Annotated in this window: 10 protein-coding genes; 3 read left to right on the top strand and 7 right to left on the bottom strand. The window is 67.7% G+C overall.

Annotation, left to right across the window (positions count from 1 at the left end; all coding sequences use genetic code 11):
- Positions 1-21: 21 nt before the first annotated feature.
- Positions 22-942, bottom strand: coding sequence for a LysR family transcriptional regulator (locus LKD76_RS13285; RefSeq protein ID WP_227981546.1), 921 nt, complete (start codon positions 940-942; stop codon positions 22-24).
- Between the two features lie 71 nt (positions 943-1013).
- On the opposite strand from LKD76_RS13285, the gene LKD76_RS13280 reads away from it, so the two are divergent.
- On the top strand, positions 1014-1421 hold the full coding sequence (locus LKD76_RS13280; RefSeq protein ID WP_227981545.1) for a nuclear transport factor 2 family protein: 408 nt from the start codon (positions 1014-1016) through the stop codon (positions 1419-1421).
- A gap of 137 nt (positions 1422-1558) precedes the next feature.
- On the opposite strand, the gene LKD76_RS13275 is transcribed toward LKD76_RS13280, so the two are convergent.
- Positions 1559-2455, bottom strand: a complete 897-nt coding sequence (locus LKD76_RS13275; protein ID WP_227981544.1) for an alpha/beta fold hydrolase — start codon at positions 2453-2455, stop codon at positions 1559-1561.
- A complete protein-coding gene (locus LKD76_RS13270; RefSeq protein WP_227981542.1) occupies positions 2452-3510 on the bottom strand; it encodes an alpha/beta hydrolase in 1059 nt (352 codons plus the stop codon). The genes LKD76_RS13275 and LKD76_RS13270 overlap by 4 nt, the downstream gene beginning before the upstream one ends.
- On the opposite strand from LKD76_RS13270, the gene LKD76_RS13265 reads away from it, so the two are divergent.
- Both LKD76_RS13265 and LKD76_RS13260 read left to right on the top strand, forming a co-directional pair.
- Positions 3509-4243, top strand: coding sequence for an SDR family oxidoreductase (locus LKD76_RS13265; protein WP_227981535.1), 735 nt, complete (start codon positions 3509-3511; stop codon positions 4241-4243). The genes LKD76_RS13270 and LKD76_RS13265 overlap by 2 nt on opposite strands.
- 175 nt (positions 4244-4418) lie before the next feature.
- Complete coding sequence (locus LKD76_RS13260; RefSeq protein WP_339429087.1) at positions 4419-4874, top strand: anthrone oxygenase family protein; 456 nt, start codon at positions 4419-4421, stop codon at positions 4872-4874.
- 204 nt (positions 4875-5078) lie between these two features.
- On the opposite strand, the gene LKD76_RS13255 is transcribed toward LKD76_RS13260, so the two are convergent.
- The 4 genes from LKD76_RS13255 to LKD76_RS13240 are packed head-to-tail and all read right to left on the bottom strand — an operon-like array spanning position 5079 to position 15146.
- Positions 5079-6536 (bottom strand): MFS transporter, encoded by a 1458-nt coding sequence (locus LKD76_RS13255; protein WP_227981532.1) that lies wholly within the window; start codon positions 6534-6536, stop codon positions 5079-5081.
- Positions 6533-7234 carry a hypothetical protein gene (locus LKD76_RS13250; protein ID WP_227981531.1) on the bottom strand — a complete coding sequence of 234 codons (702 nt, stop codon included), beginning with the start codon at positions 7232-7234 and terminating at the stop codon, positions 6533-6535. Before LKD76_RS13250 ends, LKD76_RS13255 begins: the two co-directional genes overlap by 4 nt.
- A gap of 15 nt (positions 7235-7249) precedes the next feature.
- Complete coding sequence (locus tag LKD76_RS13245) at positions 7250-8656, bottom strand: condensation domain-containing protein (RefSeq protein ID WP_227981530.1); 1407 nt, start codon at positions 8654-8656, stop codon at positions 7250-7252.
- 43 nt (positions 8657-8699) lie between these two features.
- Positions 8700-15146, bottom strand: a complete 6447-nt coding sequence (locus LKD76_RS13240) for a type I polyketide synthase (RefSeq protein ID WP_227981526.1) — start codon at positions 15144-15146, stop codon at positions 8700-8702.
- Positions 15147-15277 lie beyond the last annotated feature (131 nt).

Here is a 15277-nt window from a genome sequence, read left to right as displayed (position 1 = left end):
ATTGGGCCGCGGCTCCGGCCGCTACGCCGGGTCCGTGCCGACACCCCGTGTCCGCTGCCCGATCTCGATAGCCAGCCCGGCCACACTGTCGTGAACGGCATCCACGAACGCGGCGGCCGCCGCCGAGATCTGCGGGCCACGGACCATCACAGTCCTGCGCATCGCGGCCCGGTGATCGATGCGAACCACGGCGACGGCGGAGGGCAGCATGGGAACCGCGATACCCGGAACCACGGTCACGCCCATTCCCGCCGCGACCAGCCCGAGTTTCGCGAACCAATCACGGGCCACGAAGGCGATGTCGGGGTCGTGGTCGTGATGCGGGTCGTGCCAGGCGCCGAGCAGGGTGCCACCGACTTCCGAACTACCCGCGATCCACCGCTCATCGCGCAACTGTTCGGGGGTCACGCTGCGCTGTCCTGCCAGCCGATGGCCCGGCCCCACCGCGACCAGCAGCGGATCGTCGACCACGTGTTCGACCACCACGTCGCCCGGTATCGGATCTGCCGCCGTGACTACTGCCAGGTCCAGTCGGCCACGGCCGAGCGCGGTGAGCAGCCGCGGACTTGTGCCCTCTCGCAGCAGAATTCGCGCGGACGTGAGTGCGATCGCTCGTGGAATCAAGGCCGCCATCGCAGTCGAGAAAGCGCCGACCCGCACCGTAGTGGGGCGGTCGTCCAGTCTGTCGAGTCGTTCTCGCGCGCTGTCGAGCTCACCCAGGACCACCTCCGCGTGCCGCACCACGATCCGGCCGGCGGCCGTCGGTCGCACACCGCGGGCATGGCGTTCGAACAGTTCCCGCCCCGCGGCCAGCTCCATCAGCGCGATCTGGCGGGAGACGGCGGACTGGGTATAGCCGAGCCGCTCCGCCGCGGTCGAAAAGGAGCCGGATCGCGCGGCCTCGCGGACCACCCGCAATCCGAGGATACTGAATTCACCCATGCGAAAATGAGATACCACAGATGCGATATTCTCGCTTGTCGCATAGGTACGGTCGCCATAGCGTCGTCGACGTGCATACCGATGACAACAAGACGTTGCTGCAGAACATCTTCGCTCGCATGGCCGCGGGTGACACCAACGCACTGAGCGATGCCATGGCCGACGAATTTCGCTGGACCTTTCCGGGAAACTGGTCCTGGTCGCGTAGTTGGGGGCCGAAATCGACAGCGCTACACGGTCTGCTTCGGCCGTTGATGTCTCAATTCACCGAGTACCGCATCATGGCGGATGCCATCCACGCCGACGGTGATCGCGTCGTCGTGCAGGCACACAGTGCCGCCGTCACCACCCGCGGCTCGGCTTACGACCAGGTCTACTGCTTCGTGTTCACGGTCGCCGACGGCCTGCTCACCGAGGTCGTCGAATATTGCGACACGGCCCTTGTCGAGCGAGTTCTCGAGCCGTTGCGTCCCGCGTGAAATGCCATCGGGCCGGACCGGAATCTCTCGAGCGCCACCGACACTCGACGGTTGCGATCGGGACCGGTCAGTCCTCGAGAGCTTCCCGCAGTTCTCGAGAAACTCATCGTCGGGTGACCCAGCATCGCGACCGGCGCCTACCGCGGCGGTTCGGTTGCACGGGGCGAACGCGTGAACTCCCGGATGGCCCGCGCGAGTCGCCGTGGTTGGTCGAGCGGGATGAGTGTGTCACTGTCCGCTATCTCGATCAGCGTTGCGACCGGGAGCAATTCGGCGAGGCGCCTGCCGTGTTCGGGTGGCATGACCCGATCGTCGATTGCCCACACCACCAGTGCGGGGCGGTCGAAATTCGGCAGCTGCTTCGCCGCGTCGAGCAAGAGGCTCGTATCCGCCGCCGCGGCGCGCAGCATTCGTACCGCGTCGCGGCGGACCTCCGGCCGGGTCGAGGCCGGCTTCATCCACCCCGCGACCGTCGCGTCGCCGCGCCTGGTCAGCCATCCGAAGGCGAGCGGGCTGCGCCGGAGCATGCGAAACCTCATCTGCCGCATGAACAGTCCGAACAACGGCGGTGAGAGCTTGCCGGAAAGCATGAGCGTCTTGCCGGTGAGACCCGGAGGAAAATTGTCGAACGCCTCGCACGAGACCAGTACGACTCGGCCGATGCGCTGTCCCGAGAACGCGGCGCCATCCTCATCGGCGAGCGGGCCCATGAGGAGCTGAACCAGTGCGCCGCCGGTGTCATTGCCGACGAGGGTCACATCATCCAGGTCGAGGCGGCCGATGAATTCCAGAACCAGCCTGGCTATCCCGGGCAACGACAGATCCGCGCCGTCGTGCATCCCGTGCCGATGCGCGCCGAGTGGCAATGTCGGTGCGACACATCGATAGCCGGCGGCCAGGTCGGCGATCGGCCCGTCCCACAGCGAAGCGTCCATCATCAATCCGTGCAGCAGCACGATGGCGGGGCCGTCACCGCCGGTGTCCCGATAATCGATGGTTCCCGCGGACAATTCGATCCGCTTCACAGGCGTCACTTCCGAGCGCTGTGACGAAGGCCGGACCGATCCGCTCGATGATCGAGCAGGTGCCCGCGCAGGAAGGACAACTGCGCGTCTACGGCCCGCTCGTGTTCGTCCAGGAACGGGGCGTAGTGGTGACCGGGGATACGGGCGATCTCCCCACGCGGAGCGCGGTTCGCCGCCTTCACGGAGGGCTCGACCAGCGACGTCTGATCGCGATCGCAGACCATGACCAGTAGCGGCGGCTGTATGCGGGACGCGACGCGCCCCGGCCGATAGAGCGTGAAGCGCAGCGCGGTACGGGCGGCGATCATCTGCTCCCAGGCGGGATACCGATGCGAACGCAAAGCGCGTCCGGTATCGATTCCGTCCGGCGTCGTGAGCATCGCGACAGTCCCGGGCTCTCCGACGAGCGGCACCAATCGCGGCGGCCGCCGCACGAGGCTACCCAGGGCGTCGAGAATACCCAGGCCGGTGAAACGCAGCATCGCGAGTGTCTTCTGATGGCGCATGGCGTTGCGGCTCACGGCCGGGCCATCGGGGTTCGGTGTCTGGGCGATCGCCGCGCCGAGCTGCGGGTTGCGCGCCGCAACTCGGAAGATATGACCGCCCGAGGCGGAGAACGCCCACACCGCGAGCTTGGCCGGATCGACGCCGGGAAGGGTCCGGGCGAAGTCGATCGCGGCTTGCCAATCATCGAGCTGGTCTCCGGCGGAAAAGGCGAGGCGGGGCTGCCCTCCGCTCTCGCCGACGCGGCGGTAGTCGAAGGCGAGTACCGCGAATCCCTCGTCGTTGAATCGCTTCGCGAACTGGTCGGTGGCCGGCTCCTTCGGCACACCGAACCCGCCGGCCATGATCACGCACGCACCGTTGGTTCCCCGGTAATACCAAGCGGCACAGACAGTGTCGCCGCTACGGAATCGAACCTTCTCCCGCTCGACGGCCTCGGATGCGTCTTGTTCGGTCATGGGGACACCCTCTTCCGCTGTCCGGTCATGCTCTGCATGCCACACTGTATCTAACTCGTATAATATCAGACTCGTACAATACCGATAGAAGGAGAATCCCATGCGGACCAACGATCGCGTCGCCCTTGTCACTGGCAGCGGGCGCAGCATCGGCCGGGCGATCGCTCTGCGCCTGGCCGCGGACGGGGCGAAGGTCGTCATCAACTACAAGAGCAATGCCGAGGCCGCCGAGCAGGTCGCCGCGACGATCGAGTCGCGCGACGGACAGGCCACCACAGTGCAGGCGGATGTATCGGATCCGGCCCAGCTGACATCGCTGTTCGATGCCGCCGAACACCGGTACGGCGGGCTGGATGTGTTCGTGCACAACGCTTACGGGTTCGCCGCCGGTCCGATGATGAGTGCGTCCGACGAGGATTACGCGCGGTCGTTCGGCGCCAACACCCAAGCCGCCTTCGTCGCATTCAGAGAGGCCGCCAAGCGGGTACGCGACGGCGGCCGAATCGTCTACATCTCGTCATCGGCCACCAGGGCGAGCGACCCGACCCTCGCGTTGTACTCCGCGAGCAAGGCGGCGGGACAACAGCTGGCCCGCTCCTTCGCCCGCGAGGTGGGACCTCGGGGAATCACCGTGAACTGCGTATTGCCCGGACCGACGAACACCGATGCGATGCAACCCATGAAGCAGATGCTGCTCGAGCGGGTCGCGCAGACGCCACTGGGCCGCGTCGGCGAACCGGAGGATATCGCCGATGTCGTCGGTTTCCTCACCTCTCATGACGCGCGATGGGTTACCGGCCAGAGCATCGCTGCCGACGGTGGGCTGACCGCCTGACCGACGGCCCGGCGATCACCGAATCGTTTCACACAGGGCGACTTCCACCCGATTCCGGCCACACGTCGACCGCAGCACATGATACGCAAAACATGTAATATGTAACTCGTATTTTATGTGTACGATTGCTTCTATGCTCGAGCGTGTCGCCGGAATCAGCAGGTTCGCCGGCCCTGTGTTCGCCGGCCTCTACGCGGGCGTTCTCCTCACCCTGATGGTTCTCGAGGCGGAACTGCGGCGGTTCGACGGTTCGGTGTATACCCGTGTGGCGCAGGTCAATCTGATCGGCATCCCCTGGCTCGCCGGTGCGACGCTGATCCCGGCGACGCTGTGCGCCGCCGTGCTGGTGATCGTCACGATTCGCCGCCCCGGCCGGGCCCGATGGTGGGCATCGTCCGCACTGCTTCTCCTGCTGACGGTGTTCATCATCTCCTCGGCGGTCAACGTCCAGATCACCGCCGCGGAAGGACGGTGGGACCTGCTGTCGCCACCCCCCGATTGGGCTGTCCAGCGCGATCATTGGCAGATCGCGCACGCAATCCGCACCGCCGCTTCGGTCGCGGCCTTCCTCTGCCTGAGCGTGCTCACGTTCGGGAATGGACCGACTACGGCTCCCCACTCATTCGATTGAATGATCCACTCTGCGAAAGAGGTACTGATGACCACCACAACGGACGGACCACGGTTCGATTCGCCAGCGGCGGCGTGGAATGCGTCGCGTGGCACTATCCGGGCGACAACGGAGCATGTGTCGTGCTGCCGTTCTTGCATCAATTGATCGGACGATGAAGGGATAGCCGGAAACCCATGCGAGATGGCTTCGATCGACCCACTGTCACAGCCGGTTCCTTCGGTGCCGTGGCATGGCGAGTGTCAATGCGCCCAGGCCGAACGACACCACTGCCAAAGCCAGCATCATGGTGATCGCCCCATCGAGAGTGTGGGAGCGGAAGAACAAGGTTGTGAGAACCGCCAAACCCAACGCGTTACCGATCTGTTCGATGGTGGGGACCACCCCCGACGTCTCCGACATGTGGTCGGCGCTGAGCCCCGACAGCATGATCGGCTGCACCTGGACCGCGAAGATTCCGACGCCGAATCCGGCCGCGAAGCACGGTGGGGCGGCGAGGAAGGCGTTCACCTCGCCAGTGGTCAGGTACAGGTAGACGGCGCCCGCACCCATGCAGCCGCCGTAGAGGGTTACGCCGGCCGCCAGGACGAGAATTCCCCACCGGCGCACCAGGAATAGGGAGCCGATGGCGCCTGCGCCGGCGCCCAGCGCGAACAGGGTCATGACTATGGCGGTGTGCCAGGGGGTGTAGCCGAGGACGTCCTGCATGGTGATGGAGGCGGCGAAGACGAAGGCGGTGAACAGGCCGAAGAAGAGGCAGACCAGGATCGAGCCGATTCGGAAGCCTCTGTCGGAGAACAGGTCCAGGCGCATCAGGGGGCTGGCTCCGCGGGCCGCTCGCCTGATCTGGTGGACCACGAACAGGGCGCTCACGACCACACCCGCCAGGCCGAGGGCGATCGGCTGGGCTTGCCAGCCGTGTTGTTGGACCAGGGCGAGGGCGTAGACGACCAGGAGCAGCCCGAATCCGGACAGTGCCGCGCCGCCGAGGTCGAGGCGGTCGGGCGATGCCGGGCGGCCTATGCGCAAATAGCGCCAGGCGAGGGCGAAGGCCACCACGCCGATGGGAAGGTTGATCAGGAAGACCGTGCGCCAGCCCCAGCCGCCGATGTCGACGGTCAGCAGGGCGCCGCCGAGGATGGGGCCGAGCATGCCGGCGAAGCCGGCCACGCCGCCGTACATGGCGAAGACCAGGGAGTGGCGCTCACGGGGGAAGCTGGCGATGAGGATGGCTATGGTCTGGGCTGCCATCCCCGCGCCCGCGGCGCCCTGTACTACGCGAGCCACGACCAATTCGGTCGCGCCGGTGCACATTCCGCACCACACCGAGGCGGCGGTGAACGCCACCACCGAGGTGAGGAACATGGCGCGGCGGCCGACTACGGCGCCGAGACGAGCGGCGCTGAGCAAGGTGCAGGCGAAGGCCAGTGAATAGCCGGAGATGACCAGTAGTTCCGCCGAGCGGGAAGCGCTGAGGTCGGTGGTCACTCTCGGCAGGGCGGTGTTGACGATGGTCACGTCGATCATCTGCATGAACACCGCGATCAGGCAGCCGGCGAAGGCCAGCCATGCCGCTAGTTCGGAGGGCGGCGAATCGAAAACCGGCTCAATGGTTTCCGGGACGTCGACGGCGACCGGTTCACGGTCGGTAGCCCCCGTCATCCGGCCAGCTCGATCACGCTACGCGGCGCCGACAATGCCGGCTCCGTCGGAAAACTCAAGCGCACCAGCCGATGTGGTGGCTCCAGCTCGATCTGCGCCACGAACGGCGGCAGCAATCCGCCGATCATCCTGTCCAGCAACATGTTCACCTGACCGAAGCTGGGACGCAAACGCACCTGACGGCATTCGATGTCGCCGGCTCCGACTTCCACGATGGTGCGTTTGTCCACTCGGGCCACCAGGGGCCAATGCACGGAGAAGGCCAGCCAGGTGTCGATGGATCGCGTCGTCCCCTCGGTGAGGTCGAGGCCACGCAGCAGGGTCATGCCGCCGACGATCGGCATGATGTCGGTGGGGAACGGTGCGGGTGCGCCGCCGATCGGGAGGTGGACGGTGTCGATGAAATGCGCCTCCTCGCGGGACACCACCGCGCCTCGGGATCGGGTTTCGGCGCGGTAGTCCTCCGCGCGCAGGAATCCGTCGATCCGGCCGAAGCGCTGGTCGATGGTGAGCTCCAGTTCGCCGTCACCGCTGGTCGCCTCGAGGAGGGTTCGGTAGCCGCCGTGCTCGTGGGTGACGACGCTGGTCAGTGCGAATCCCGAACTGCGGCCGTCGGTTCCGACGGTGTAGCGGCACTTTTCGCCGTCGGGGATGCCGGGGTCGCGGAAGAGGGTGTGCACCGGGCCTGAGGAAACCACGAAACCTCCTGAAACTCAGTTCGATTCCGCGGTGCGATCGATGATCGACGCGAATACCGATGTCATCGCCGCGATGTAGCGCTCCACCGAGTCGTGGGCTACCGCGGTGTCGGGGTAGATGACGCTCAGCGTCGTCTCCGACGGCAAGCGGTTGACCCAGATCAGGGCCTCCTCCGACGCCGCGCGGTTGGCGTAGACGCCGGCGGTGACCTCGTCGAAGAATTCGTGGCCCGGGAAGTCGCGGGCGTCGATGAACGAGATCATCGGGGTGACCCAGCCCGGCTCGACCTTGATCTCGGAGTCGGCGGGCAACAGGTCGAGCACCCGGTGGAACGAGGTGGGCGCCAGGCGGAGGCCGTTCTCGTAGGCGCGCTGGGCCAGTTTCAGTGTGCGGGTGACGGGAGTGCCGGGGCCGAGGGGGAAGGCCACCGGCACCAGGGTCACGTACCAGCCGACCGAATTGCCCTCCGCCGCCGAGGTTCTCGTGCTGACCGGGGTCATCCCGAAGTAGTAGTCGGAATCGGTGAGAGCGTGCTCGGCCAGCGCCGCGGCCGCGAACACCCCGCCGACGAATTCCGCGTCGTTGGCCCGGCAGATCTCTTCGAAGGCCGACGCCTGGTCTTCGTCCAGCAGCGTCACCGTGCGGTGCGCGCTGCGGTGGTAGCCGTCGGCGCGTTTGCCGAGATCCAGTGGGAACGACGGGAGCCGATTGTCGTTGCCGCGCAACAATTGCAACCATTTCTGCACGCCCGGCGAGGACAGCGTCTGCCTGTCGCTGTAGGCCCGCTCGGTGACGCAGTAGTCCAGATAGCTCGCCGCCGGCGGCAGCGGTTCGGCCTTGCCGCCGAGTTCGGCCAGATACAGCTGCGCGAAATCGGACGCCGACAGGTACTGCCCGAGGCCGTCGGTGTGCAGGTGGTCGACGGCGAGGTAGACCGTGGTCGCGTCGCCGTGCTCGAGGACGCCGAAGGTGAAGCAATCCCATTGGAACGGATCGGGAGTCGTCTTCTCGACGTGCCGGCGGATCGCGGCCGGATCGTCGATCCACCCGTAGTCGACCGGGATGAAGTCGACCACCTCCCCGGGTATCAGGTGCCGTCGCACGATGCCGGCGGCATCGATGTCGAACCAGGTCCGGAAGGTGTCGTGGCGCAGCAGGAACGCGTTGACGATGCGTGTCATCGCCTCCCGGTCGAGATCGCCGGTGGGTATTCGCGCGGTCGCCAGGCACAGTCCGGAGAACCGGAAATCAGCGGCGGCATGCCGATCCGCCTGACGCAGATACTGTTCCTGCTGCAGCGACGGCGGTGCGGGATGTATCGGGGCGGTGCGGGCTCGCGCCACCGATTCCGGTGACGCGACCCACGTGACCATCCGGCCCGGCGGGGGTGCCCATTCGTCGATGAGTCCGAAATCGACCACGGTTACCTCACTTCCACTGGCAGGCGCCGGAACAACGCCCCCATCAGCTGACCCCCGCCATCACCGCGACCGCGCCGGCATCGGCGCCGTTGCCGTTCGAGCCCTCGCCCGCGCGCCGAGAACCGTTCGTGACGGCGCCCTCCACCGCGGCGGCCACGGTGGCCGGATCCGGTTGTCCGCCACCGGGCTCGTGCGCCAGGATCAATTCGGCCACCTTCGGACCGGCCTGCTCGAGGCTGAACGAACGGCCCATCTGCAGCGACATCAGATCGATGCCGAGCGTCTTGGTGACGCGGGCGCCGAGTTCGACCGCCATCAGCGAATCCAGTCCCAGTTCCGGCACCGGGATCGTCATATCGATGGTCTCGACGTCCACCCCCATGACAACCGCCAGTTCGCCGGCCATCAGCCGGGCGATATGCGGTCCGCGCTTGGTCTCCTCCATGGCCGCCAATTCGTCGCGCAACCGAGCCAGCTCGGAGGTGTCCTTGGCCGAGGCCCGGGCCAGTGCGGCGGTGCGGCCGGTGCGGGCCAGTTGCGGGAAGGTGCCGGTCAGCTTGGCCCAGTCGGTCGGGATGACCGCCACGCGCGAGGCACCCAGGCGCAGAGCCTGTTCCAGGTAGGCGGTGGCATCACCCATATCGATCGGCCCGAAGCCGACCAGGTCCAGATATTTCTCGGAGGTCTCGTTCGCGGCCATCCCACCCGCGCCGGACAGATGCCCCCAGCCGACGCACAACGCCCGCTCCCCGGCCTGCGACCAGCGCACGGCCAGCGATTCCACCGCGATATTGGCCGCGCAGTAACTGTACTGGCCGTAGATGCCGTACATCGATCCGCCGGAGGAGCACAGCACGAACATGTCCAGCGTGATTCCCGCGTCGGCGACCGCGGCGTGCACGATCTGCGCGCCGAGCACCTTCGGCCGATAGACCTGTTCGAGCTGACCGATCTCCATCTTCGCGAGGTTGTTGTCGGCGACCGCGCCCGCCGCGTGGAAGACACCGCGCAGCGGGTGCTCGGTGCTGTGGGCCCGTGTGATCGCACCGGCGACCGCCACGGGATCGGTCACATCCACGAGCTCTTCGACCACCTCGATACCGATCGCCCGCCACGCCTCGAGCTGACGGCGCGCTTCCTCGGTGGTCGCGCCGCGCCGGCCGAGCAGCACCAGCCTCCGCGCTCCGCGCAGCGTCAGCCACCGGCCGATCGCCAGACCGAACCCTCCGAAGCCGCCGGTGACGAGATAGGTCGCGGTATCGCTGATCTCGACATCGGGCAGATACGGGCGCACCGGTGGTTCCGGCGCGTCGATCCGCAGCGCGATGCGAGCCGCCCGCGAGGAACGCAGGGTTTCCTCGAACGCCTTACCCACCTCGGCGGTGTCGAACATGTGGTACGGCAGGGGGCGGTAGGTGCCTTCGGTGACCTTCTCGAACACCCGCCGCAGCAGCGCCGCCAGCCGTTGCGGCTTCACCTTGACCAGCCGGTCCAGATCCATCGAGAAGTACGACAGGTTCTTGTCGAAGTTCGCCAGCTCGAGCAGTCCGCCGGTGTAGATATCGGCCTTGCCGACCTCGACGATGCGCCCGAATTCCGCCGCGGCGTTGAAGTTCTGGCGCAGGATCTCACCGGGCGCACTGCTGATGATCACATCGGCGCCGGCGCCGCCGGTGATCGCGGCGACCTCGTCGACGAAGTTCAGCGACCGCGAATTCACCGCGTAGTCCGCGCCCATCGCCAATACGTGCTCGCGCCGCTCCGGCGTGCTCGCGGTACCGATGATGGTGGCGCCGCGCGCCTTCGCGACCTGGATCGCGGCGGTGCCGACACCACCGGCCGCACCGTGCACCAGCACCGTCTCCCCCGGTTCCAGCCGGGCCAGATCCAGCAGCGCGTATTCGGCGGTGCCGAAGGCGATGATGCTGGTGCAGTGACCGGGATCGGTGCCCTCGGGCAGGGCGACCGCGAGTCCGCGGTCCACGACCGCGAAACGCCGCATCATGCCCTTGGCGGCGACCCCGACCAGATCACCCGGCCCGACGCCGTCGACGCCCGGCCCGATCCGCACCACGGTGCCGACACCCTCCATTCCGGGCACGGTGCCGAAATAGGTGGGTGCGAGTTCTCGTTCACCGAGCAGCCCGATGACCTTCAACGGGTCCTTGTAGTTCAATCCGATGACCTGCATGCGGATTTCGATCTCCCCGGGGCCGGGTGCCGGGCGCGGGCATTCCCGCCACGCCAGCGCCGACAGCAGCCGGGTCCGCGGCATATCCAGTTCGAAGTTCGCCTCCGGGTCGGTCAGCGGCGCGGCGGTTTCCAGCTCCTCCAGCCGGTCGGGCAGCGGTTTGGTGATCACCGTGGCCCAGCGTTTCCCGGCGCGCAGCAGCACCTCGTCGCTGTTGTCGAGGGAGAAGGCGCCCGGCACCGCCAATTCGGCCACCAGATCGGCCACCGAGGTGGCGGGTTCGGTATCGATCAGCCGCCACCGCAGCGCGGTCTGCTCGTTGAGCAGAACTCGCCGCGCACCGGCCAGTGCGGCCTGCCCGGTATCGGGTGCGGCGTCGCTGCCCGGCAGCGTGAACGCCGATTCGGTGACGAGGGTGCAGTGCACCACGCCGTCGCCGAATATCGTTTGCGGTGCACCGTTCTCGCTGGGCGGTTCGACGAATTCCGCTATCGCCACCGCGATGCGCTTGAGTGTCCACAACTCGGCCACATCGTCACCGACGGCGCCGGCCACCACACACACGTGCAGCCGTTGGGCCGCATCCTCGCGGGCGGCCCGCAGCTGCTCGACCAGTTCGGCCTCGAGCTCCGGACCGGTCGAACCCACCGCGTGGAGGCGGGATCCCGGGATCGCGGCCGCCAGATCGGCGGCGCGGCCGGTGTCACCGAGGCGGACGACGAGGGTGCTCACCGTACCGGCGTCGGCCAAGGCGGCCGGGTCGATCGGATCGCGTTCCTCCAGTGTCTCGGTGTAGTAGAGCTCGGCCATCCGGTGCAGCGGATCGTCACCGGGCCGCAGCGCGCCGATCTGCAATTCGGACAGCCGGACGACCAGGTTGTGGTCGGCATCGAGCAGATCGACATCGGCGCGCAGCCGCGCCTTCGGATCGCGCCGGGCCACCACCGTGACCGTCTCCGGCAGCGCCGCGAGCAGGCGCACGGCGGCCACCCCGACCGGCACCATCACCCCCTCGTCGATCCGTTCGTCGGCGAACAGCATGGCGGCACACTGCATGGCGGCGTCCACCACCGCCGGATGCGCCAGATGTCCGGAGTCGGCGGCGATGGCACCGTCGACTGTCGCGACGACGACATCGCGGCCCACCCGCACCGAGGTAACCCGCTGGAACGACGGCCCGTATCGCAGACCCGCCGCGGCCAGGCCGCTGTAGAACAGGGCCGGATCGACGTCGATGCCGACCTCGATCTCCGGGACCGCGACCGTGGTCTGCTCGTGACTGCCGGTGAGGGTGCGACCGGAGGCGTGCACGGTCCACGCGGTGCCGGTGGCGCTGCGGGATCGGATCAGGAAGCGACCGCTGGCCTCCTCGATGCTGAGCGCGACCAGCGGCACGTCCGGGGCGCCCATGACCAGCGGTGCGACGAACCGGACCCCTTCCAGCGCGACCTGTTCCGAGCCGATCCTGGCCTGGGTGGCGCTGAGCGCGGCATCGAGGTACGCCGCGCCGGGCATGATCTTGATCCCGTTGACCACGTGGTCCGGCAGCCACGGCAGCAGTTCGGTACCGACCTGCAGCAGCCACTCCGGCCGCCCCTCCACATCCGGATCGCCGAGCATGGCGTACCCACCGGGCGTGCCGAGCCGGGCCTGTTCGAACAGCGGCAGTGCGGAGTGCAGGCGGGTGCGCTGCCACGGGTAGCGCGGCAGCGGCAGATGCGGAGTGGCCGGGCGATCGGCCGGGAACAGCACATCACGGTCCAGGACACCCGCCGCGTGCAGGCCGATCAGGGTGCGGCGCAGGCTGTCCGCATCGCGCTGCTCGCGGTCCAGCGTCGGCACCGTCGTGCCCTGCGCGTCGGCCCCGAGCAGCGCTTCGCGGATATTGCCCGAGAGCACCGGATGCGGGCCGACTTCGAGGAAGATCCGGCTGCCCGCGCCGATCAGAGTCGTGATCGCGTCGAGGAAGCGCACCGGCTGCCGGACATTGGACCACCAGTATTCGGCGTTCCAATCCCCTTCGGTGACCCGCTCGCCGGTGACGGTCGAATACAGCGGCACCGTCGGCGGCCGCGGTGTCAGATCGGCGAGCACCGTGCGCAATTCGGCTTCGATCGGCTCCATCAGCCGGCTGTGGTAGGGCACCTCGACGCGCAGGCGGCGCGCGAATACACCGTCTTCCGTGAGCTTTTCGGCGATCACGTCGAGTCGCTCCAGATCACCGGACAGAGTGACGGCACTGGGGCTGTTCACCGCCGCGATATCGACGCCGGGTTCGTCGGCGATGAGCGCCGCGGCCTTGTTCCTGGGGAGCCCGACCGCGAGCATGCCGCCGGTGCCGGCCGTGGTCGCCTGCAAGCGGGCCCGATGGTAGGCCACCGACACCGCATCGCGCAGCGACAGCATGCCGCTCACATATGCCGCCGACACCTCACCCACGCTGTGGCCCACGATGGCCGCGGGTTCGATGCCGTACTGCGCCAGCTCGCGCGCCAGTCCGACCTGGACGAGGAAGTTGGCCGGTTGCGCGACTTCGGTGCGCGTGACCCGGGATTCGTCCTCGGGACGCTGTAGCTCCTCGATGATCGACCAGCCCGCCACGGCCCGGAACTCGGCGTCGATCGCGGCCGCGGTCTCGGCGAAGATCCCACCGGCGGCGAGCAGTTCGCGCCCCATCCGCCAATGCTGCGGCCCCATTCCGGAGAAGACGAAGACCGGTTCGGCGGCGCGGGAGACGACGGTGCGCGAGGCGTCACGGCCCTCACCGGCGGCATAGGCGCGCAGATCGCGCACCAGATCCTCGGTGTTCGCACCGATCAGCACGCCGGTGCGGAACGGGTGGTGGGCCATGCGCGTCCACGCGGCCTCGGCCAGGTGATCGGGATCGGTGCCGCCGTCGATGAGATCGGCGAACCGGCCCGCCAGCGCACGAGCCGCCGCGGTGCCGCGCGCCGATATCGGCAGGATGCCCAGATGCCGGCGCGGCCCGGCGGCCGCCGGCGCCGCACCGACGTATTCCTGCAGGATCGCGTGCGCGTTGGTGCCGCCGTAGCCGAAACCGTTGACCGCCACCGACATCGGGCCGGCATCGGCGGGCAGCGGTTCGGCCTCGGTTTGCACCCGCAGGCCCAACTCCTCGAAGGGGATGTCCGGGTTCTGTTTCTCCAGCCAGCCCTGGGGCGGCAGGGTGCGATGTTTGATGGCCAGCGCGGCCTTGATCACGCTCGCGACGCCGGCCGCGGCCTCGGTGTGACCGATGGTGGCCTTGACCGAACCCACGCCCACCGTGTCCGTTCGACCGGCCGGTGCGCCGAAAACTCGTCCCAGCGCCCGCAATTCGACCGGATCACCGACCAGGGTGCCGGTGCCGTGCGCCTCCAGATAGGTGACCGAATCCGGCGCCAGGCCCGAGCGTTCACACACGGTGCGGGCCAGCGCTTCCTGGGAATCGACATTCGGCACCGTGATGGCCGTGGTGCGCCCGTCCTGATTCGAGCCCGTGGCCTTGACCACCGCGTAGACGCGGTCGCCGGCGCGCACCGCGTCGTCGAGCTTCTTCAGCACCACCATGCCCGCGCCCTCACCGCGGCCGTAGCCGTCGGCGGAGGCGTCGAAGGATTTGCACCGGCCATCGGTGGCCAGGAAACCGCCCTTGCACATCAGCACGAACGTCTCCGGCTGCAACATGACGTTCACGCCACCCGCGAGGGCCACCTCGCAGTCGTCGTTCGCGAGCGCCTGGCAGGCCAGGTGGAAGGAGACCAGCGACGAGGAGCAGGCGGTGTCGACGGTGATCGCGGGGCCGACCAGGTTGAGCGCGTAGGCGATCCGGTTCGACAGCATGGTGTAGGACGCGCTCGCGGGCGTGTGCATATCGGTGTGGAACAGGGCCGGGCCGACCACGCCGATCACCGACTGGTCGACCACGAATCCGCCGACGTACACACCGACCGAGGCACCCGCCGCCCGGCCCGCCATCCCGGCGTCGTCGAGCGCCTCCCAGGTCACCTCGAGCATGAGACGCTGCTGCGGGTCCAGTACCGTCGCCTCACGCGGGGAGATACCGAAGAAGTCTGGATCGAACTGCCAGGGATCGATGGTCATGAATGCGCCACGCTTGGTGTAGCTGCGGCCCGGCGTACGGGGTTCGGGGTCGTAGTAGCGGCGGAAATCCCAGCGATCCGCCGGCATGTCGACCACACCGTCGCGTTTGCCGATGACGAAGTCCCAGAACGATTCCGGCGAATCGATTCCGCCCGCGAATCGACAGCCGATACCCACAATTGCTATATCCGACACGAATATCCTCCGGTCTCGCGTACAGCGGCCACCGGCTCAATCGGCGACGCACTCGTCTCTGCGGTCCAGGGCCTTTGACCGATGGCGCACAGGCTATTGACCGTGATCGATCGGGTAAACGATTCATCCGA

Source organism: Nocardia spumae, assembly GCF_020733635.1.
In the GTDB taxonomy this organism is placed as follows: domain Bacteria; phylum Actinomycetota; class Actinomycetes; order Mycobacteriales; family Mycobacteriaceae; genus Nocardia; species Nocardia spumae.
This window is presented reverse-complemented; position numbering and strand designations above follow the sequence as displayed.